Origin of the sequence: Pseudomonas cucumis (genome assembly GCF_030687935.1) — a bacterium.
In the GTDB taxonomy this organism is placed as follows: Bacteria; Pseudomonadota; Gammaproteobacteria; order Pseudomonadales; family Pseudomonadaceae; genus Aquipseudomonas; species Aquipseudomonas cucumis.
Genome location: NZ_CP117454.1, coordinates 3,418,249 through 3,438,943 on the forward strand (window position 1 = coordinate 3,418,249; position 20,695 = coordinate 3,438,943).

Below are 20,695 nucleotides of genomic sequence, written 5' to 3' on the forward strand. Positions count from 1 at the left end.
GAGTCCGCCACCCGGCACTTCACAGGAGGTGTCCCATGAAAATCATCTTGGACCGGTTGTTGCTGCTGATCCTGCTGCTCAGCCCGCCTGTTTTCGCCCAGGACAGCGAGGCCATCTACTTCAGCATGGGGGTGCACAACAACCTGGGGTGTAACGAAAAGAACGGCAACTGCATCGCCAAGCGTTCCGTGGGCGAGCCTTCCGATCCGTTTTTCCCGGCCTACTGGATCAGCGACTGGACCATGTACCGGGTGATGCACAACTACGAAAAAAACCCGCCGCCCTACAGCAATCCACCCTCGACCCTGACCCCGGCGGACTACACCGTCTCCCGAGGCACCAGCTATTACGACACCGCCTACATCCCACCGGATGGCGACGGCTTCGGCGCCATGATGGAGCACTACGAGAAATACTGTCTGCCGATCTTCCCAATCAAGAACAACAACTACAGCTGCTCCTTCGTATCCTTGGGCAACAAGGCGTACTTCCTGACGTACCCGCAAGACCGCCCCAAGGACATGCCGGCCTGTTGCATGTTTTCACCGATGAATCATCCGCCACGGCAAGACTTTATCCAGCACCTGCCCTACAGCGCCGAGCGCAGCAAAAACCTCAATGGCAGCGTGCAGGCCTACGCCCTGGACCTCGAGTCACCGCAAGGTCCGATCCTGTTCGGCTACGCCTTTTTCAAACAACTGTCAGGACAACCGCCCTACCGGCATCCCCAGTCGTTCTTTTTCTCCGGTGACACCAGTGTCGCCAATGCGCCCATCGTCAGCCAGAACTACACCAACTTCCACATCGCCAAACCGGACCCGGCCCAGACCTGGGCGCAAGTGGCCGCGATGTGCCCGGCGAATCCACCGCAGTGCCAACTGTTCGATCCGCCGCCCTCTCTGGGTAATGGCAAGCGAGCGCAGTGGGACAAACTCATGCAACGCAAACCCTGATCAATGACGAAGGATCGCCATGAAAACTTCGCTCCGCCTCACCATGGTGTTACTCGGTCTGGCCAGCCTGCCAGCCCTGGCTCGGGAACAGGCCATGCCATCGACGCAGGCCACCAGCCTGAACTGCCAGCCTCCCAGCACCGCACCGGCCGCCTCGGCCAGTCAGGACCAGTTCGATCAGTACAGCTGGCAGATGTTCATCGCCTTGAACTGGCCCGCACAGAACGGGCAGCGAGGTGATCCCGATTGCGCCAAGCAGCCTGGGGATCCCGGCTACACCGTCTGGCAGACCTACAAGACCGTGGAGGAAATCTTTCTGCCGCAAGGGGCCAACCCTGGCCCGTGGAATACCCCGCAGACCGCAAAAAGCCTGGGTATCATCAACATCGCCGCACTGAAGAACAGCACTCAGGTGAATGCTGTCGACCAGGCCGTCGGCGGCTGGCTGATCGATCAGGCCGGCAACCCGACCTACTACGACATCTCGGCCAACGAGACCTCTTACAACTACATCGTCGCCAATAGTTTCTATAACGCTAATGTCGTTTCCAAAGCCAACAACATCAACTTTCCCTATGGGGTCATCGAGGTCAAATCGAGCTGGCGCATCCTCACGACCGCTGACAACGCCAGTCACTACCTGACCATGCTCGCGCGCGTGGCCACGTTCAACGACCAAGGCCAGCGCACCGGTGTCACCGAGGCTTACCTGGGTTTGGTGGGCCTGCACATTATCACCAAGGCGAACGGCTATCCGCAGTGGATCTGGTCAACCTTCGAGCAGATCGACAACGTTCCGTCCAAGGCGCTGGTGAACGACAAGTGGGTCGACCAGCCGACATCCGGCACGGCCTATTCCTACTTCAACTCCACCGCCCCCGCCGCCAGCCTCAACCAGTCACCGTGCGACTGGCAGACGCAGGGCGCACATCTGGTCTGCGTGCCCAAACCCGGCACCACGTTCCAGACCCCGAACCCGCTGAACCGGGTCACCCCGATTGCCGAGGTCACCAACGGAGTCAACACCCAGTACCGCACCGACCCGGACCTGCAAAGAAGCGTGCTGAAGTACTACCAGCTCATCACCACCCAGCGCCCGCTGATGCCGGACAACCCCAGCAACCCACTGGGTCAGCCGACCCCGGCGCTCTCGGCCAACGTGACCATGGAGAGCTACATCCAGCCCAACAGCAGCTGCATGAATTGCCACTCCATGGCGACGCCGGTCAAGAGCCCCTACAAGTCCGATTACTCCTACCTGTTCAAATTCGCCAATGCGCCTGTCGGCAAAACCACCAAGGACGAGGAATAGATCATGAGCATTCTCAATGGACCACGGTTGAATTTCTGGGGCGGCATCCGCACGGACGTCAGCCTGCCGAACAACTCCCCCACTATTCCTTACGACGGCAATGATCACTGGCCGCTCTTCGACCTGACCACCTCGACCCTGGCGCCGGGAGCCCAGTCTTACACCGACGATCAGCTGAACAACATGATCAATGCACCCACGGGCGACTACTACACCGCCGGCGGCTGGAATCACTACGGGCAGCACGTCGTCGACATGCAAAACGCCTTGATCAGTTCGCAGGGTAGTCCGGGCAGCATCAACACCACCGGCGATATGGTGGGCCAGCCGGTCTATCTGCTCGGTTCGGTGGACCCGGTGACCGGACAGGGGCCCGTTTCCGGCCCGATGATGGTGGACCTGGACCCCACCGCCACAAACACCACCCAGATATTCGTTGGCGGTCTGCAAATTGGCGGTAACAGCGACATCCAATTGCTGATTCGCGCGAACACGGTCTGCAGCAGCCTGGATGTCAAAATGCGGGTGTTGGAGCCAGAGGAGATGGATGCGCCGGGTTCTTTCCGCCTCAGCGGCACGTTTCAGCTGACCTTTCCCCTGACCAGCATCGTCAGCTGGAACGAGAACAGCAGTGGCCTGCGATCGATCATCCAGGCGCCGGGTGCGACAGGCATTGTCCTGCGCTTTGTCATGTTCGAGATGTGCCCCACGATGACCACCGAGCAACTGGATGCCGATTACGCCGCCGGCCGATACACCCCCAACCCGAGCATCGGCCGAGTCATCGGTACACTGGCTCCGGCCTTCGCGGACGAACCGAAGAACTGTCAGCCGGGCCGGCAGCTGGTCAACCAGAGCACCAAGAGCACTGGCTATGCCGATCTGGGCGACAGCGGCATCCTGAGCATCGACATGGTGAACGTCATCCCGAAGCAAACCTTCAGGGCCGTCAGAGACGACATCACCAGCCCCATCGGCCCCAACGCGGATTACGGTCCCGTCACGATCAGCGCCGGCACCACCACCCTGACCACCCTCGACCCGGCAAGCAGCCCGTTGTTCGACTATTACGTGTATGGCGGCATCGTCGACCTGCCCTTGAGTACCACTCAGCAGCAAGCGGTGCGAACCACGGCGCTGGCCATCAACGCACCCAATACAGTCTCCGAAACCACGCTGCACGCCATCGAATCGACCTATCGGGTGTATGCCGATCAGCGCAACGTTTATCTTGAGGACTACCCCAACGGCCTGTCGATCACCCTGCAGGTCAGGTACCTGGGCGGCCCGGTCACCAGTGCCACCGAAATCGACCTGAAGGCCGGTGCCCCTGCGGTATACAAAAATCCGAAATACTGGAATTTCCTCGAGTTTCCTGACTCGCTGACCATCAACCCCGGCCAGCTCGACGTCAGTTTCCCGGTCACCCTCAAGCCGGGCACCGAGGCCCAGGCGGGTTTTGTCGCGCTGACTTACACGGTCAACGGTCTTGCAAGCGGTGGCTACTTCACCAGCTTTCGCAAATACGCACAGACCGACTTCGGCATCCCCGCGGGCACCACCATCACCTGGGAGCTGATGTACCCGAACGTCTTGCGTTTTCACTACCTGGCCTTCCCCGCCATGTCGCGCTACATCCCGCTCAATCAGCCCGACGCGGTCATGGGCGCCAAGAACCCCATTCTCGCCCGCACCTCGGACGCCTATAAAGGCACCACCCTGTTCATGCCCGTGGTGCGCTCGATGTCGCCCTGCCAGCGGGCACTGCTCCGGGCCTATCTCACTGGCGAACCGTGGCAGCCGCCGCAGTAGCCGCGTCCTTCCCTTGTCCATGGAGAGAGCCTTATGCCCGTTCCCGTTTATATTCCGGCGCGACCCACTGAAACGCTGCGCCCGAGCACTATCATCGCCGAGGGCCTGCTGAACCCTCGGGGCCTTTGTGTGCAGGCCGATGGCAGCTTGCTGCTGACCGAAGCCGGCTCGGGCCTGCCGGAACAGCCCTTCAGCGGCCGTATCAGTCGACTGCGACCGGATCCGCACAGACCCGGCGCCTACCTGCCTCGCGAAACACTGGCGCAAGGTTTTCGCGCCATGAACATGCAGGCCCGCATGCTGCGCGATGAAATCATGGGGCTGTCGGACATCGCCTGCGGTGACGGGCGCTGCCTGGTCAGCCAGACCGATTACGTCGAAGGTTCCAAACTGCTGGACCTGCAATACACCCCGCCCGAGCCGGTGTTTCACAGCCGTGGCAATCTGAATGCGCTGTGTTACCACCCGACTCGCCACAGTTGGCTGGCGGTCAAACCCGATACCAATCAGTTGGTGGAATTCACCGGCGAACAGGGCGAGCGCGTATTGGTCCAGTTGCCCGAACTGGACCAGGGCCAGGAAGCCGTTCCCGTGACCCTGGTGTACGAACCGGCGACAGACGCCGTGCTGATCAGCCTGTTCTCCGGAGAGCTGCAGGGCGACCCTGCGCGCAAGGGCATCGACTTTGCCGATAAGGCAGGCCGAGTGATTCGGGTCTGGCCCGACAGCGGGCAGATCGAGGTGCTGATTCAAGGCCTGCAACTGCCCACCGGACTAGCACTGTGTCCGCAGGGCAATGTGCTGGTCCTGGAGCTCTGCGACCGCCTGCAGCAACCCTTGCCACCGGACTGGAACGGCGAACCGTTGCATGGCGGTTTCACCCGTTTCACGGGTCGACTGCTGAGCTGCAACCTGCAAACCGCCCAGGTCGCCGTGCTCGCCCGTGGCCTGGATACCCCTTCCAATCTGTGCCTGGTGGAGGATGCGGTACTGGTGAGCGAAGGCATGGGACTGGCCGGCCGGCCACTGCCCACGCCCGACAATAACGTCGTCCCGTTGAGCGGCAGACTGCTGCGGGTGCAGCTCTGAAAAACACAACCTGGCGCAGTCCACCTGGGAGCGGGCTTGCAGACGGTCGGCGGTCGCCAACGACGCGTTCATAAAACAAAAAAAAACGCCTGAAACCTTCTCGGTTTCAGGCGTCTTTGCCTGTTCATTCGCGGTGTTCGGGAATTTCCTCTCTACAAGGTGTATGAAATGCCCGCCTGCACGGTTCTCGGCGCGCCCGGATAGGCGTAGACATTGCCAAAGGCGCCTTCGTCGTAGTGGCTGTCGAACAGGTTCTTCAGGTCAAGGTTCAGCCGCAGGTGCTCGTTGACTTTGTAATAGCTGAGCAGGTCGAACACCTTGTAGCTATCCATGGAGAAGGCATTCGCCGCGGTCTGGCCGGCGCGCTCGTCGACGTATTTGGCACCCAGCCCCAGGCCCAGCCCTTTGAGGCCGCCGTCCTGAAACTCATAGACGTTCAGCAGGCTGAAACTGTTGCGCGGAATGTTCACCAGGCGGGTGCCTGATTTCAGCACGTTGTCCTGGGTGACTTCGGCATCTACATAGGCGTAGCCACCGATCATGCGCCACTCTGGCGTGAGGTTGCCGGCCACGTTCAGATCAAAGCCACGGCTACGAACTTCACCCGCCGCAACGCTGAAGGTCGAGTCCACCGGATCTGTCGTCAGGACGTTGCGTTTTTCGATCTGATACACCGCGGCATCCACGCTTAACTGACGATCGAGGGCCTGCCACTTGACTCCCACCTCGTAGGATTTGCCCTCTTCAGGCTTGAAGCCGCCGCCCGTTCGACTGGCACCGCTGTTGGGCTTGAAGGACCGCGCCGTGTCGGCATAGATCGCCACGGTCGGGGTCAAGTCGTAGATCAGCCCCAGACGCGGAGTGACTGCATTGTCGCTGTTGGTCCAGCTCGGGCCGTTGACGAGGTAGTTGTCGTAATCATGCTCGAAGCGTTCGAAACGCGCGCCCACCAAGGCTTTTAAACCTTCAGCCAGGGTCACCTGGTCTTGCACGAAAGCGGCATAGGTCTTGAGGTTTTCCTTATCGTGGGTGGTGGTGCGAGTCAGCGCCGGTCGCGGCTGGCCGTAAACCGGATTGAAAATGTCGATGGGGTAGGCACTCACCGCCCCACTGGAGCGACGGATGATCGATTTGTAATCGTAATCCTCATACTCGATGCCCGTGAGCAACGTGTGGTCGAATCCACCGGTGGAAAAATGTCCGGTCAGGTTCAACTGCACATCAAGGTCGCGCCACTCCAGCTTGCGATAGTTGAAGTTGCGCCCCAGCGTTCGGCCATCGGCAGCCACACCGTTGGCTTCGATGGCATTGCCTTGCAGACTGCCGTCGAGAAATTGCGTGCCGCCGCCCAAGGTCCAGTTGTCGTTGAGGAAATGTTCGAAACGCAATTGCGCCATGTTGTTGTCGTTGTGCAGCTTGCCAATATCCTTTTCACCGAAAAAAGTATCCCGCGACGCGACGCCGATCTGATTACGATAGCGGGTCACACCCCGATCGAGCGGCGCGTTGTTGCGCATGAAATCGCCTTCGAAGGTGATACGGGTGGTGTCGTTGACCTGCCAACCGAGGACCGGCGCCACACCGTAACGCTCGTTTTCGACGTGATCACGGAAGGTGTCGCCACCCTCGCCTATCACGTTCAGCCGATAGGCCAGTCGCCCTTCATCATCCAGCGGTCCTGAGGCATCCAGCGTTCCGCGACGCATGCCCTGATCGTTGAGCTGACTGCCTAACGTGACCGTGCGCTCGGGCAGGGGTTGTTTGGATACCACGTTGAAGGTGCCGCCGGGGTCGCCACGGCCATAGAGCGTGGTGGCTGGTCCGCGCAGGACCTCCAGGCGCTCGATGGTATTGGCATCGGGCATGTTCGGGTAACCGCGGTTGATCGGAAAACCGTTGCGGTAGAACTCACCGGTGGTAAAGCCACGCACGGTGAACGTGGTCAGGCCCTGGCCGCCGAAATTGTTCGCACGGCCCACGCCACCGGCGTAATCGAGAGCGTCTTGCAGGCGGGTGGCGCCGAGGTCTTCCACGACATCCCGGGTGACCACGCTGATGGATTGTGGGGTTTCATGAATCGGAGTGTCGGTGCGCGTCGCACTGGCCGAACGGGTCGCCCGATACCCCTGTACCGGTCCCTGGGCCTGCTCTTCGAATGTGCCGTTGATGTCGATCGCTTGTAACTCTATTGACGCAGGATCAGTCGGCGCCTGGTCAGCCCAGGTGGTCTGGGAAATGGCTTGGATCACACACAGAGAAACGAGAGTTCGACGCATCGACATGCAACCTTGAGAAGATGCCGGGCACATCAGGAGCTCGGCGAGAATTGATGACGAATAATATCAATTCCTATTCTCAGCCGGTACTTTTTTATCTCGCCAAACCAGTGAAAGTTGCGAAATCAACGCGTGTGATCAAAGTGGCATCAGTGACGCAATAGCCTACGCAGCGGAACCCCATCTTTGAGGACCGGCGATTTGATGACGATGTAACTGAAGTACTTGGATATACCGATGTTCTTGTCCAGCAGGCCTTCAATCACTTCCTGATAATGCTGGATGCTGCAAGTCATGAAACGCACCAGGTAATCGTAACCACCGCTGATCAAGTGGCACTCAAGTACCTCATCGACCAAACGGATATTGGACTCGAACTTGGCGAAGTCTTCCCGCTTGTGGTCGCTGAGGGTGATCTCGGTGAATACCGTGACCGAGTCGGTGATCTTGGCAAGATTGAGATGGGCTCTATATCCGGAAATATACCCGGCCGACTCGAGCCGCTTGACCCGTTGCAAACATGGGCTGGACGATAGACCCACCGCATCAGCCAAGCTGACGTTAGTCATTCGGCCATCTTTTTGAAGTTCAACCAGGATACTGATATCAATTCGGTCTAGTTTGATTAAACCTTCCATCGTGTACCTCTTGATTGCCATTCAGTTATACAGTGGTTTTAGCAAAGTCAGCGTCGCAAAGATAGCTGATGCTGAGCGACCAGATCGGCCATGCTATTGATGCAAAAATCCGCAGGACATTGCTGGCTATCGCTCCCATGGCCACGACAAATCAGGCACAAACCAGCCGATTTTGGCGGCTCGGCAGGAGGCCTGGAGACCTGCAGGATATCTTTGGCTTGCAGGTTATTGTCCTGCAACCAGACGCTGTCCTCCAGTGGCTTGCTGACTCGGGAAAGCAAGTCTTCGGGCGTAATCCCCAAACGCTCACAGAGCTGCTCGCGATCTTCGGCATCACGATCACAGCACACCAGCAGCCGATAGAATTTGCGCAGATACAACATGGCACCGGGCGCATCCTCGAACAGCGTCCAGTTGCCTACCGATCGGGCGAAACTCATCCCCTCCTCCCAACTGGCCTTGAGCCCGAAACGCTCTGCCAACTGACGATGGGCGAAGCACAATAAGCCACTGAAACCCAGCTCGGAATAACGTGGATAGAGCGTGCGCACCGCCTCGTCAAACGCAGCCAATACCTCCTCCCTGCCCGGCATGCCCAGATGGTTTTCGAGCAACGGTTGCAGGGCCGTCCAGATACCGGAATCCCGATCGACCAGAACTTCGTCGCAATCGATCAGCAGTGCACGATAATCAGTCAGGTACATGGTGTGTGCCTCCCATGATGCATTTCATCAATCCATGCGTTCCAAATGCCCCGGTTGGCGCAGTGCTACGTTGCGCCAACCGAAGCCTGAGATTAATTCAACACGCGTAGCAATGCCGCCTCAAGAATCGCCAGCGCTTCGTCGATCTGATCCTCTTCGGTGACCAGAGGCGCAAGGAAGCGCAGCACATTACGGTACACGCCGCATTTGATCACTAACAGCCCGCCAATCCTGGCCTGATCGATCAGTTGCTGGGTGAGTTCGGCATCGGGGCTGCGGGCCTCATCGTCTTTGATCAGTTCGATCGCCAACATGAAGCCGGTGCCCCGTACGTCACCAATCCGAGGGTGACGTGCCTGCAGGCGCAGCAGGCCCTGACGCAACCGCTCGCCCAATACTTCACCGCGTGCGAGCAACTGCTCTTGTTCGTAGGTTTCGATCACCGCCAACGCCGCGGCGCAAGCCAGGGCATTACCACCGTAAGTACCGCCGAGACCGCCGGGTAATGGCGCGTCCATGATGTGCGCACGACCCACCACGCCGGATATCGGCAAACCACCGGCCAGGCTCTTGGCGACGGTAACCAGATCCGGCTGAATGCCAGCGTGCTGGAAACCGAACCATTTGCCGGTGCGGCCGAAGCCGGTCTGAATTTCATCGAGAATGAGCACGATGCCATGTTGTTCGGTCAGAGCCCGCAGCGCCTGGAGAAACTCCGGCGGCGCGGAAAGGAAGCCGCCATCGCCCTGCACCGGCTCAATGATGATCGCCGCGACCCGGTCCGCAGGGACTTGGGTCGCCAGCAATTCGTTCAGGGCTTGAAGGGCCATCTCGCTGGTGAAACCGCGATAGGCGTTAGGGTACGGGGTATGAAAGACCTCAGGAGCAAAGGGCCCGAAGTTCTGCTTGTAGGGTTGGCTCATGCCGGTCAAGGTCGTGCCCAGCAACGTGCGTCCATGGAAACCGCCGCGAAAGGAGATGACTGCTGGGCGATTGGTATGCGCGCGAGCGATCTTCACCGCGTTCTCCACAGCCTCTGCGCCGGAGGTAAACAGCGCCGCCTTGTAGGCTTCGCGACCACCGACCAACTCGCACAAACGCTGGACCAGGTCGAGATAGGGTTTGTAGGCCACTACCTGGAAGCACGCATGGCTGACCTTTTGCAATTGGGCTTGCACCGCCGCGACCACCTTCGGGTGATTGTGACCGATGTTCAACACGCCGATGCCGCCGACGAAATCCAGATAACGCGCCCCATCCACGTCCCACACCTCGGAACCCTGGGCACGATCGATAACCAGCGGGTGCGCGGTGACCAAACCCCGCGGCACGAATTGATCGCGTTGACGGAGCAAACTCGGGGTTTCTTCGACTTTACTGTTCATTGGCATCTCTCATAGTGGGCCTGGCAACCGGAAAGCGGCTGCGATGTGCTTCACAGGTTAAGCTTTCGACGCAATTGTCTAAGCCGAACTTGGCCTCTGAGAAATTCGGATCGACTGTTTTCACCCCGGTAAACAGCAGAATCCTTCAGCGGTGGCCAGCCCCATGGAATCTGCCGATATGCGCCCCCTGGAACGCAGCGTCATGTGTTTACGCAGAGTCTTTCAACATATCCTGCTTTGTCACTCGGGCATGCTGGATGCTCCCTATTTAATGCGAGAAATGACCCATGGCCCTGCTCTATAAAGCTGACCCGGTGCGCGGCGAACATTGGAAGCGCCTGTTCGCCGAGCACGCTCCAGATATCGAATGGCGTGCCTGGCCAGACATCGGCGATCCGCAGGATATTCGCTACCTGGCGGCCTGGCAGGCACCGGACGATCTCGACACCTTGTTGCCAAACCTGCAGGTATTATTCGCCTTGTCGGCTGGGGTCGATCAGCTTGACCTTGACCGCTTGCCCACGACTCTGCCGGTGGTCCGTTTACTCGACCCGAGCATCACCCGAGGCATGTGCGAATACGCCACTTTTGCGGTGCTGAGCCTGCACCGGGATATGCTCCGTTATCGCCAGCAACAAATGGCCCGGTGCTGGCAGGCTCACCTGCTGCAACCGGCAGCCAAACGTCGGGTGGGCGTGATGGGGCTCGGCACGCAGGCTCAACAGATTCTGGCCACGTTGCAGCCTTTTGGCTTTGCCTTGTCGGGCTGGGCGCGCAGCGAACATCACATTGCCGCAGTGGACTGCTTTGCGGGTGCCGAGCAACTTCCGGCCTTCCTCGGCCAGTGCGACATCGTGCTTTGTGTCCTGCCATTGACCGAACAGACTAAAGGGATTCTCAGCCGTCAGTTGTTCCAGCACCTGCCCAAAGGCGCTGCCTTGGTCAACATGGGCCGGGGTGGGCATCTGGTAGAAGAGGATCTGCTTGAAGCCCTGGCCAGCGGCCAGCTCAGCGCGGCGGTGCTCGACGTACTGGAACAGGAACCGGCCGCGCCGGATCATCCCTTCTGGCAACATCCACAGATATTGCTGACACCGCATATCGCTGCAATGACTCAGCCGGAAAGCGCGTTTAGCGTATTGCTGGAGAATATCCGCCGGCATCAACGCGGTGAGTCAATGCTTGGCCAGGTTGACCGCAAGCGAAATTACTAACCAACGGCTGTCAACTCGACAGAAACAAGCGCCCGGCCAGATTTGTTACTTCGCAAACAGGCAAATCTGGCGTTATGCAAAGCAGACCTGTTTTTCATCCCGTTTCGGGTTTCTGCGGGTACCTCTTTTCCGGAAAAAGCAGTCAATAGTTGCTGCCGACCTTACCCACCATTTGAGCAATAACTGCGGCCCATGACGTCGCAACTTATGCAATCTACCGAATTGATTGCAGCCCATTGTCAGGCCTCGCCATAGCTGCGATACAGCCACCGCTGTGTGCAGCCCGGCCGTGTTTTCTTCCGGTTTGCTTCGCAGAGTTTCACTTGAGCTGCCGTAAGCGCGTTGCCTGCCGTGCAGGCAACGAATACTAATAAGATCAAATGGGGTAAGCGATGAACATCGCAAAACAAAGCTCTCTCTCCCTGGCTGTCATTGCCGCCACCGCGCAACTGGCAATAGCGGGTCAGCAACAGCAAGCCAACGGCTTCATCGAAGACAGCAGCCTGGGGCTGCTCAATCGTAATTTCTATATGAACCGCGACTTCCGCAATGGCGGCAGCAATAGCCAGGGGATCAACGGCTCCAAGCCGTCCAGCGAGCGCAACGGCTATCGCGAGGAGTGGGCACAGGGTGCCATGCTCAACTTCGCCTCCGGTTTCACCCAGGGCACCATTGGCTTTGGCACCGATGCCTTCGCCTACGGCGGGGTCAAGCTGGACACCGGCCGTGGCCGGGCTGGCAACGGCCTGTTGCCGATCAGCAACAACCGCACCGCCGATGCCAACGTGCCAGACGCCTACGGCGAGATCGGCGGCGCAGTGAAGATGCGCATTTCCTCCACCGTGCTGAAGTACGGCGAACAACGCCCGACAGCGCCGGTATTCGCCACCGGCGACAACCGTTTGCTGCCGGAAACCGCTACCGGCTTTCAGCTGACGAGCAACGAATTCGATGCCTTATCCTTTGAGGGCGGCCATTTCACCGCATTCAACAATCGCAATTCGACCAACTCTGATGATGGGCTGTTCACCACATACGGAGGGACCGAAGCTGACAGCGTCGACTTCATCGGCGGCACCTATAAAATCAACGAAAACCTCAGTCTGAAGGCGTACACCAGTGAGGCCGTCAATGTCTGGCGTCAGCATTTCGCCAGCGCCTCCTATACGATTCCCCTGGCTGACAAGCAGTCGCTGAACTTTGGTTTGACGGCCTATAAGACCAAGGACCAAGGTGACGCCCGTGCCGGCAAACTGGACACCACGAGCTGGTCGGCCAAGGCGGCCTGGTCCATCGGCGCTCACAAGGTCACCCTGGCCTATCAGAAGATCGATGGCGACGAGTATTTCGACTACATCGGGGTGGACTCGATCTGGCTGGCCAACTCGGTTCAGTACTCCGACTTCAACGCCCCCAACGAGCGCTCCATCCAGGCTCGTTATGACCTGAACATGGCTACGTTCGGCATACCGGGGCTGAGCTTTATGGCCCGCTATGTCAAAGGTGATCAAATCGATGGCACCAAAGCCGATCCGAACGGTGCCTATGCCAACACGGTGGGTGACGACCAGAAGGAGTGGGAGCGTGACCTGGAAGCCAAATACGTGATCCAGGAAGGGACCGCCAAGGACTTGTCCTTCCGCCTGCGCCAAGCCACCCATCGCTCCACCTCGTTCGACAGCGATATCGACGAGGTCCGCCTGATCATCGAGTACCCGCTGAGCATTCTGTAACGGTTGTTCCCGGCCGGTTTTGCTCGTGGACCCGGCCGGCTTTCTTGAAGGCCTGCTCCTCGCTCCCTTTGCCTCGAGGCGCCCATCCGGGCGCCTTTTTTTCACCAATGTCACCCTCAGAAGTGCCTTTCGCTTTGACCTGCATCCTGAAAACCGACCCGGTATTTGCTGCCGATCCTGATTCTTATTTGAGCAGTAACTGTGGTCTGCAGAGCCGTCGCTGACGGAATCTGCCGAATCAATTGGAGCCTCTTGTCAGGCCTCGTCGCAGGTGAGATACCAATACTTTGCGCGGTGAAATCCGATCGATTACGCGCCCTGTCAATGGAGACCTGCCATGTCCATTTCGCAACGCCCTGCCTATATCTATCGCCCCATGACCTCGGCCGACGTGGCGTCGGCTCATGCCTTGTCCGTGCAGTTGAAGTGGCCCCACCGCCTGGAAGACTGGGCCATGCTGCAGCGCATCGCGCAGGGTTTTGTCGTAGAAGATGCAGGCCGCCTGATCGGTACCGCGTTCACCTGTGCGCAGGGACATTACGCCACTATCGGCCTGGTGATCGTCAGTGATGAGTATCAGGGCCAGGGCATAGGTCGCAAGCTGATGGAGCTGGCACTTGAGGCTTGTGGATCACGTACCGCCGTGCTCAATGCAACGCTGGCCGGCGCCCCGCTTTATGCCAGCCAGGGGTTCATTGAGTTTGGACATATTCAACAACATCAGGGGCACGCGCGGGTTCCTGCACCCAATGACCTGGCAGCCGGTGAGCACTGCCGCCCGCTGACCGAAGCCGATCGGAGCGTGCAGATTGAACTGGCCAATGCCGGTAGCGGCCTGGACAGACACGCCGTGCTCAATGAGTTGTTCGATGTTGTCGAACACTCGGTCGGTATCGAGCGCGATGGTCAGCTGCGCGCTTTCGCCCTCCTGCGCCCATTCGGCCGTGGTCGCTGTATCGGCCCGGTCATCGCAGAAAACCCAGAGCAGGCCAAACACTTGATCGCGGTGTTGCTGACCCAAGTGCCGGACGCCTTCGTGCGCATGGATATACCGTCCGACAGCGGTCTGGCCCCTTGGCTGGAAGAGGCAGGGCTGAAGCACGTCGACACCGTCGCACAAATGGCTCGCGGTACCCCACCGCAGGTGATCGGCGCAGTGCACCAGTTTGCGCTGGTGACTCAGGCCATCGGCTGACAAACCCCACTCGTTACATCCAACGCTACACGATGCATTTTCCTGGAGAAACACCTTCATGCTAGAGCCCACTGCAGTGCTGTTGGCACACGCCGACGGCAGTCCGGTTTCAACAAAATTCACCCCCGGTTCGTTGGGGGCCAACGATCCTTTCGACAGGCACATTGCTTATCTCGGGCCGGACGACATCGCTGCCGGCGTGGTCCAGGCGAGTGGACAATTCAGCGTCGATGACTATCCCTACAGCGAAATGATCGTGGTTCACGCGGGATGTGTCACCCTGCAGAACCAGGATTGCACACTCCAACTAGATCCCGGTGACAGTGCGGTGATTGCTCGCGGTACGTCGCTGCAGATCGAAGCGCAACCCGATTCTCTTTGGGCATTCTGCGCCGATACCCAGCTCGTTGAGGAGCGCAATCCCGGGCTCACGGCGCTCCTCCCGCTAACTCTGCTTTCGCCCTCGGCGGCGCCGGATGCACAAATCCTGCTAAGCCCGGCACCGCAATGTCGCTCGCACAATGTGTTTGTGGAAGAAGCGACCAATTTACGCATCGGCGTCTGGGACTCGACACCCTATACCCGCAGGGCGAGGCCGCACATGCTGCATGAACTGATGCATTTGCTCGAAGGCAGCGTCACCCTTCAGGTGACGGATGGCGCCCATCTGACGGTCAACACTGGCGATACGGTGTTCGTCCCCCGAGGCGCCCCATGCGCCTGGAAGAGCAGCGTCTATGTGCGCAAGTTCTACGTCGTCAAATAACTCGAACTGCGTTAGCGCCGGCAGATGGATTTTCCTCCGCCGGCATCATCACCAAACTGATCAATCAGTTACGGAGTACAGATAATGGGAATAGGTGGCTTCAGTACTGGAAAACTCCTGATCATCCTGTTGATCGTGATCATGCTGTTCGGAACCAGGCGCCTGAAAGGTCTGGGGGCGGATCTCGGCGACACGATCAGAGGGTTCCGAAAATCCATGGGCGACGATAAGCCAATCACTGAGAAGCCCGAGGGCCAGCCCATTGACGTCCGGGCACGCACGCTCGAGGATTGAAGGTGGCCTGCAGAATATCGGTGTAAAGCTTGGTCTCATCCCCCTTCGCATAACTGTATGACGGGGGACCGGCGTCATAGAAAAGACCCGTCTATGGGCGAGCTAGCCCCCTCCTTGCGTGCAGCGCCCTCCAGTAAAACCATCAACATCCGCATTCAAGGCTTCCCTCACATTTCGCTCCCCCTCCTTCGTTACCCCCTTCACAACAGCAAAGGAAAGGCAGGTTAAACACGAGGGCGATAGACAAAAAAAAGCCCGCAGTGTGGACGGGCTAAAAGGGTGAGACACAAGAATGAATAAAGCTTCCTGCTGAGTAGTTGTTGCCTCGGCTCAAAGCAACGCGGCGATTGCCCTGCCGACATCTTGGGTCGAGCCCTGCCCTCCCAGATCGGGCGTGATCGGTCCCTGGGCGATGACCTGTTCGATTGCCTGCAGAATTCCATCATGCGCCGCGCGATAACGTTCATCACCGTTGCCCAGGAAATCGAGCATCAAGGCCCCGGACCAGATCATCGCAATCGGGTTGGCGATGTTCTGCCCATAGATGTCCGGCGCCGAGCCATGCACCGGCTCGAACAGCGAGGGGAAGCGCCGTTCCGGATCGAGGTTGGCCGACGGCGCGATGCCGATGGTTCCAGCGCAGGCCGGTCCCAGGTCGGACAGAATGTCGCCGAACAGATTCGACGCCACCACCACATCGAAACGATCCGGTTGCAGCACAAACCGCGCGCACAGGATGTCGATGTGTTGCTTGTCCCAGGTGACGTCCGGGTACTTCGCAGCCATCAATGCGGTGCGCTCGTCCCAGTACGGCATGCTGATGGAAATGCCGTTGGACTTGGTCGCCGCCGTCAGGCGTTTGCGTGGCCGGGTCTGGGCCAGGTCGAAGGCGAACTTGAGAATCCGGTCCACGCCACGCCGGGTAAACACCGACTCTTGCAGCACGAACTCATGTTCGGTGCCTTCGAACATCTTGCCGCCGACCGACGAATACTCGCCTTCGGTATTTTCCCGGATCACCACGAAATCGATGTCCCCGGCTTCACGTCCGGCCAGCGGACAGGGCACACCGGGAAACAGCCGCACCGGACGGATGTTCACGTACTGGTCGAAATCGCGACGGAACTTGAGCAACGAACCCCACAGGGAAATGTGATCCGGCACTTTGTCCGGCCAGCCCACAGCGCCAAAGTAAATCGCGTCGAAGCCCTTGAGTTGCTCGAACCAGTCGGCGGGCATCATCTGCCCGTGTTCCAGGTAGTAGTCGCAGTGCGCCCAGTCGAGCACCTCAATGCTCAAATCCAGTTGCCACTTCTTCGCGGCCTGCTCCAGGACCCGCAGCCCTTCCGGCAAGACTTCCTTGCCGATGCCATCGCCGGCAATCGCGGCGATTCTGAATGGTTTGCTCATCAATCGTGGCTCCTCAATATCTGTTCAAACGGTGACCGGATCACAGCCCACCGATGTGGAAGGCTTTGACTTCAAGGTATTCATCCAGGCCGTACTTGCTGCCTTCGCGACCCAGGCCCGATTGCTTGATACCGCCGAAGGGGGCGACTTCCATGGAAATCAGCCCGGTGTTGAGGCCAATCATGCCGAACTCCAGCGCCTCGCCAAACCGCCATGAACGGCGCAAGTCCTGGGTGAAGAAATAAGCGCCCAAGCCATAAGGCGTGGCATTGGCCAAGGCCAGCGCCTCTTCCTCAGTGGTAAAACGCATCAGCGGTGCAACTGGGCCGAAGGTTTCTTCGCTGGCCAGCAACATCCCGGCATGGGCTTCAGCGAGCACTGTCGGTTGGACGAACTGGCTGTCACCCTCGGGGATACCGCCACAGAGCAGACGGGCTCCCTGGCTCAAGGCATCGTCGATATGTCGGGCGACCTTGCTCACCGCTGCGGCATTGATCAGTGGGCCGATGGTGACATCGGCGTCCAGGCCATTGCCGACCTTGAGCTTGCCCACCTCCGCCACCAAACGCTGGGCGAAGCGCTCGTAGATTCCGTCCTGCACCAAAATCCGGTTGGCGCAGACGCAGGTTTGCCCGGCGTTGCGAAACTTGCTGAGCATGATGCCGGCCACTGCCTGTTCCAGGTCGGCGTCGTCGAACACAATGAACGGCGCGTTACCGCCCAGTTCCAGGCTCAAGCGCTTGATGTGTTCGGCGCTCTGACGCATCAGCAGCCGACCGACAGCGGTTGAGCCGGTGAAGGAAATCTTGCGCACCGTCGGGTTGCCGGTCAGTTCTTCGCCGATGCCGGCGGGCATGCCGGTCACTACGTTGAACACCCCGGCCGGAATGCCGACCCGTTCGGCGAGTACGGCCAGAGCCATGGCCGACAACGGCGTCAGGTCCGAGGGTTTGACAATGATCGTGCACCCGGCGGCCAGGGCCGGCGCGCACTTGCGGGTAATCATCGCATTGGGGAAGTTCCACGGAGTGATCGCGGCGCAGACCCCAACCGGCTGCTTGAGCGTGAGCAAGCGGCGGTCGCCGCTGGGTGCCGGTATGGTTTCGCCGTAGACCCGTCGGGCTTCTTCGGCGAACCATTTGACGAAGCCGGCACCGTAGCGAATTTCACCCTTGGCTTCATTCAGCGGTTTGCCCTGTTCGCAGGTCATGATCAGCGCCAGGTCGTCGAGGTTGTCGATCATGGCCTGATACCAGCGCTCCAGCAGCGCCGCCCGTTCTGCCGCCGGGCGTGCGCGCCATGCCGGCCACGCGCGGTCGGCGGCTTCAATGGCGCGTCGGGTTTCGCTGCCTTGCATCGCAGGTACGCGAGCGAGCAACTGGCCGCTGGCCGGGTCGATGACGTCAAGGGTGGCGGCGTTGTCGGCACCGATCCACTGACCGTCGATGTAAGCGAGTTCTACCAGCAGGCTGGGGTCTTTCAGGCGATTCTTGAGCATGGTGTCGAGTCCTGTTCCGAGACAGCCTTCAGTCTATTGGGTCGTCCCGGACGAGGATGCTGAAAGCGCCGCCCCAGCAGCCTTCGAATGCTGAAAATCAGCATTCGACAGCAGGCTCTACCGTTGGTTTGTGATGATCGGACACGACGAACTCGGTCAGACGATGAAATGCTTGACCATGCTATTCAACTCGCTGGCCAAGCCCGCGAGCTCCCGGCTAGAGGCCTGGCTCTGATGGGTCCCGGCCGAAGCCTGTTGGGAAACATCACGGATATTGAGCAGGTTGCGGTCCACCTCACGGGCAACATGGGATTGCTCTTCGGTGGCACTTGCAATACACAGATTGCGTTCGTTGATCTGAGCGATGTCATCGACGATGGCATTCAGTGCCGCGCCTGCCGCACGAGCGACCTCCAGGGTTTCCCGGGTTTTACCATTGCTGCTTTGCATGGCTCGCAAGGTGCCGTGGCTGCTTTTTTGTACCGAGCCGATGATCGTCTCGATCTGTTTGGTCGATTCCTGGGTTCGTTGCGCCAACGCCCGGACCTCATCCGCCACCACGGCGAAACCGCGTCCACTTTCGCCCGCGCGAGCCGCCTCGATCGCCGCATTCAAGGCAAGCAGGTTCGTTTGCTCGGCAACGCCGCGAATTACATCCAACACCGAGCCGATATCACCTATCTGGCCGGCCAGGGCCTGCAGGGCTCCGGCGGTATCCTCGATATCCTCGGTCAACGATTCGATGGCACCCACGGTACGGCTGACGCTCTCCTGCCCCTGTCGCGAGCGCTGGTCTGCTGCCTGGGACACCTCCGAGGCCCAGGCGGCATTGCGCGCCACGTCTTCGATCGCGCCAGTCATTTGGGTCACCGCACTGGCTGCCTGATCGAGTTCGGCGCTCTGCCGTTGCACACCACGGGTAGCCTCATCGGTCACGGCGCTCAACTGAGCGGAGGTCGTCGCCAGTCGCTCGGAAGAACTCAACACCTGCCTCACGGTACTGCGCAAGTTCATCTGCATGCGTTCAAGCGCCTGCAGCAGGCGCGCCGCCTCATCCATGCCAACGATATCCAGTGATTGGGTCAGGTCACCCTTGGCGATACGCTCGGCTGCCGCCATGGCAATCGCCAACTGTTTCAACAGACGCAGCACGATCAAGGTGGCCAAGGTCCCGCCAGCTAACAGCAGTGCCAGCAAACCTGAAGACATCAGGATGAGTCTCTGCCGGTCACTGTCGCGGCGTTTCATCAGCGCCTCATCGAGCGCCGACAGCGCTGAGTGGCCAAGGGCATACAAGGCATCAACCGGTTTGTTGAAAGCAGTCAGGTAGTCGCCAACCGGGTAATTGAGCTTGAGCGCGTACAAGGCATCGGTAGGCTCGTTAATCCCTGCGGGGTTTGCGCTGGGCACGAAATCCAGATCCATTTCGACGACCGATACCAATCGCGCATTGCTGAGTTCAAGCGCCTGCTGGATCTGCGGACCTAGCGCCGTTAGCGGTGCTTCCAGCAGGGCCTTGAGTTCCGGCTCGGCAGCACTCGCCTTGGTCAAGGCACGTGCCGTCTTGTCAACACTGCTCAGCGCCTGGGTAGCCAGGCCACGCAACGCACCTTGTTGCTCGGGCAGGATCCGGCCCTGCGCCAGATACAGGCCACCGGCACCACGCAACTGACCCAACAACTCGCTGGCTTTCGGCAATTCGATCAGGGCACCTGCGATCAGCGCGTCAGTCCCTAAAACCGGGTCCAGTGACAGTTTGAAGTGATCGAGCAATGCATCCTCAATCAGCAGGCAGGCTGCGATCAACTGGCTATGCCAGACCAGACTCTGCGGACCTTTGACTGTGGCCTGGCTAACCTGGTCGGCCAGCTCGCGCCATTGTTGTTGCGTCTGCCGCCAGGTAGCCAGGATCTCGGGGCCGACCTCGGCCTCCTGTAACACGCGCTCGGTTGCCTCGAAGGCGTGATCCACCTCGGCCTGCTTGTTCAGACGAGCCTCGTGGAAGGTCTGGTTGCCGCCCAGCACGACGGATGACAAATCGCGATGTTGCTGCGTCAAGTGAATGAGCTGGAGCAACCCCTGCACCGGTCGTATGCCGCGCAGTTCAAGATTTGCCTGGCGGCTATTCTGGTACGCACCCACTACGTAAAGGCTGGTTGGAATGGCAATCAGGGTCACGGCTAGCAAGCCGAGCAAGACAAACTTGCCAGAGAATGACAGGCGCTCAAGCACTTTCATGAGGGAACTCCGGAAGGGTTGCGAGTGGCTAGCGGCTTTCTGAATAGACGCAGTCAAGCCTGGGAAGGCTTTCTCAGCACTTCCCACACTGTCAGTACGTTGAAGGGGTGAACCGGGCGTCATGCCATAACCGGGACACAAGCGTGGTGCGCAAAGTGTTCGGTGTAGGCAAACGGAA

The 20,695-nt window shown here is 59.4% G+C and carries 16 protein-coding genes and 1 pseudogene; 9 read left to right on the top strand and 8 right to left on the bottom strand.

The genetic code is table 11. From position 1 onward, the window contains the following. Positions 1–35: 35 nt before the first annotated feature. Genes PSH97_RS15520 through PSH97_RS15535 form a run of 4 tightly spaced genes read left to right on the top strand, consistent with a single transcriptional unit; the run spans position 36 to position 5,166 of the window. Positions 36–953, top strand: coding sequence for a hypothetical protein (locus PSH97_RS15520; RefSeq protein WP_305445690.1), 918 nt, complete (start codon positions 36–38; stop codon positions 951–953). Positions 954–972: 19 nt separating this feature from the next. Then, on the top strand, positions 973–2,265 hold the full coding sequence (locus PSH97_RS15525) for a hypothetical protein (RefSeq protein ID WP_305445691.1): 1,293 nt from the start codon (positions 973–975) through the stop codon (positions 2,263–2,265). Positions 2,266–2,268: 3 nt separating this feature from the next. Next, positions 2,269–4,077 (top strand): hypothetical protein, encoded by a 1,809-nt coding sequence (locus tag PSH97_RS15530; protein WP_305445692.1) that lies wholly within the window; start codon positions 2,269–2,271, stop codon positions 4,075–4,077. Between the two features lie 33 nt (positions 4,078–4,110). Next, positions 4,111–5,166 carry a hypothetical protein gene (locus PSH97_RS15535; RefSeq protein ID WP_305445693.1) on the top strand — a complete coding sequence of 352 codons (1,056 nt, stop codon included), beginning with the start codon at positions 4,111–4,113 and terminating at the stop codon, positions 5,164–5,166. Between the two features lie 152 nt (positions 5,167–5,318). Here PSH97_RS15535 and PSH97_RS15540 read toward each other — a convergent pair whose 3' ends face one another. From PSH97_RS15540 to gabT, 4 genes are all read right to left on the bottom strand, one after another. Next, a complete protein-coding gene (locus PSH97_RS15540) occupies positions 5,319–7,442 on the bottom strand; it encodes a TonB-dependent siderophore receptor (protein WP_305445694.1) in 2,124 nt (707 codons plus the stop codon). 149 nt (positions 7,443–7,591) lie between these two features. After that, positions 7,592–8,080 carry an Lrp/AsnC family transcriptional regulator gene (locus PSH97_RS15545; protein WP_008146530.1) on the bottom strand — a complete coding sequence of 163 codons (489 nt, stop codon included), beginning with the start codon at positions 8,078–8,080 and terminating at the stop codon, positions 7,592–7,594. Positions 8,081–8,127: 47 nt separating this feature from the next. After that, complete coding sequence (locus PSH97_RS15550; protein ID WP_305445695.1) at positions 8,128–8,784, bottom strand: HAD family hydrolase; 657 nt, start codon at positions 8,782–8,784, stop codon at positions 8,128–8,130. A 92-nt stretch (positions 8,785–8,876) separates the two neighbouring features. Beyond that, a complete protein-coding gene (gabT, locus tag PSH97_RS15555; RefSeq protein WP_305445696.1) occupies positions 8,877–10,169 on the bottom strand; it encodes a 4-aminobutyrate--2-oxoglutarate transaminase in 1,293 nt (430 codons plus the stop codon). A gap of 287 nt (positions 10,170–10,456) precedes the next feature. Between gabT and PSH97_RS15560 the strand changes: the two genes are divergently transcribed. The 5 genes from PSH97_RS15560 (at position 10,457) to tatA (ending at position 15,371) form a co-directional block, all read left to right on the top strand. After that, positions 10,457–11,383: a 2-hydroxyacid dehydrogenase gene (locus tag PSH97_RS15560; RefSeq protein WP_305445697.1), complete on the top strand. Its 927-nt coding sequence runs from the start codon at positions 10,457–10,459 to the stop codon at positions 11,381–11,383. A 392-nt stretch (positions 11,384–11,775) separates the two neighbouring features. Then, a complete protein-coding gene (locus tag PSH97_RS15565) occupies positions 11,776–13,116 on the top strand; it encodes an OprD family porin (RefSeq protein WP_305445698.1) in 1,341 nt (446 codons plus the stop codon). A gap of 337 nt (positions 13,117–13,453) precedes the next feature. Next, a complete protein-coding gene (locus PSH97_RS15570) occupies positions 13,454–14,311 on the top strand; it encodes a GNAT family N-acetyltransferase (protein ID WP_305445699.1) in 858 nt (285 codons plus the stop codon). Positions 14,312–14,369: 58 nt separating this feature from the next. After that, positions 14,370–15,077, top strand: a complete 708-nt coding sequence (locus tag PSH97_RS15575) for a cupin domain-containing protein (RefSeq protein ID WP_305445700.1) — start codon at positions 14,370–14,372, stop codon at positions 15,075–15,077. 84 nt (positions 15,078–15,161) lie between these two features. After that, a complete protein-coding gene (gene tatA, locus PSH97_RS15580; RefSeq protein WP_305445701.1) occupies positions 15,162–15,371 on the top strand; it encodes a twin-arginine translocase TatA/TatE family subunit in 210 nt (69 codons plus the stop codon). Positions 15,372–15,701: 330 nt separating this feature from the next. Here tatA and PSH97_RS15585 read toward each other — a convergent pair whose 3' ends face one another. The 4 genes and pseudogenes from PSH97_RS15585 to PSH97_RS28610 all read right to left on the bottom strand — a co-directional run. Beyond that, positions 15,702–16,781, bottom strand: a complete 1,080-nt coding sequence (locus PSH97_RS15585; protein ID WP_030128884.1) for a tartrate dehydrogenase — start codon at positions 16,779–16,781, stop codon at positions 15,702–15,704. Between the two features lie 40 nt (positions 16,782–16,821). Then, positions 16,822–18,279, bottom strand: coding sequence for an NAD-dependent succinate-semialdehyde dehydrogenase (locus PSH97_RS15590; RefSeq protein ID WP_305445702.1), 1,458 nt, complete (start codon positions 18,277–18,279; stop codon positions 16,822–16,824). 156 nt (positions 18,280–18,435) lie between these two features. Beyond that, on the bottom strand, positions 18,436–19,338 hold the full coding sequence (locus tag PSH97_RS28605; protein WP_407682187.1) for a methyl-accepting chemotaxis protein: 903 nt from the start codon (positions 19,336–19,338) through the stop codon (positions 18,436–18,438). Positions 19,339–19,341: 3 nt separating this feature from the next. Further along, positions 19,342–20,640: pseudogene (locus PSH97_RS28610) on the bottom strand (nitrate- and nitrite sensing domain-containing protein); the annotation flags it as partial. Positions 20,641–20,695: the final 55 nt, after the last annotated feature.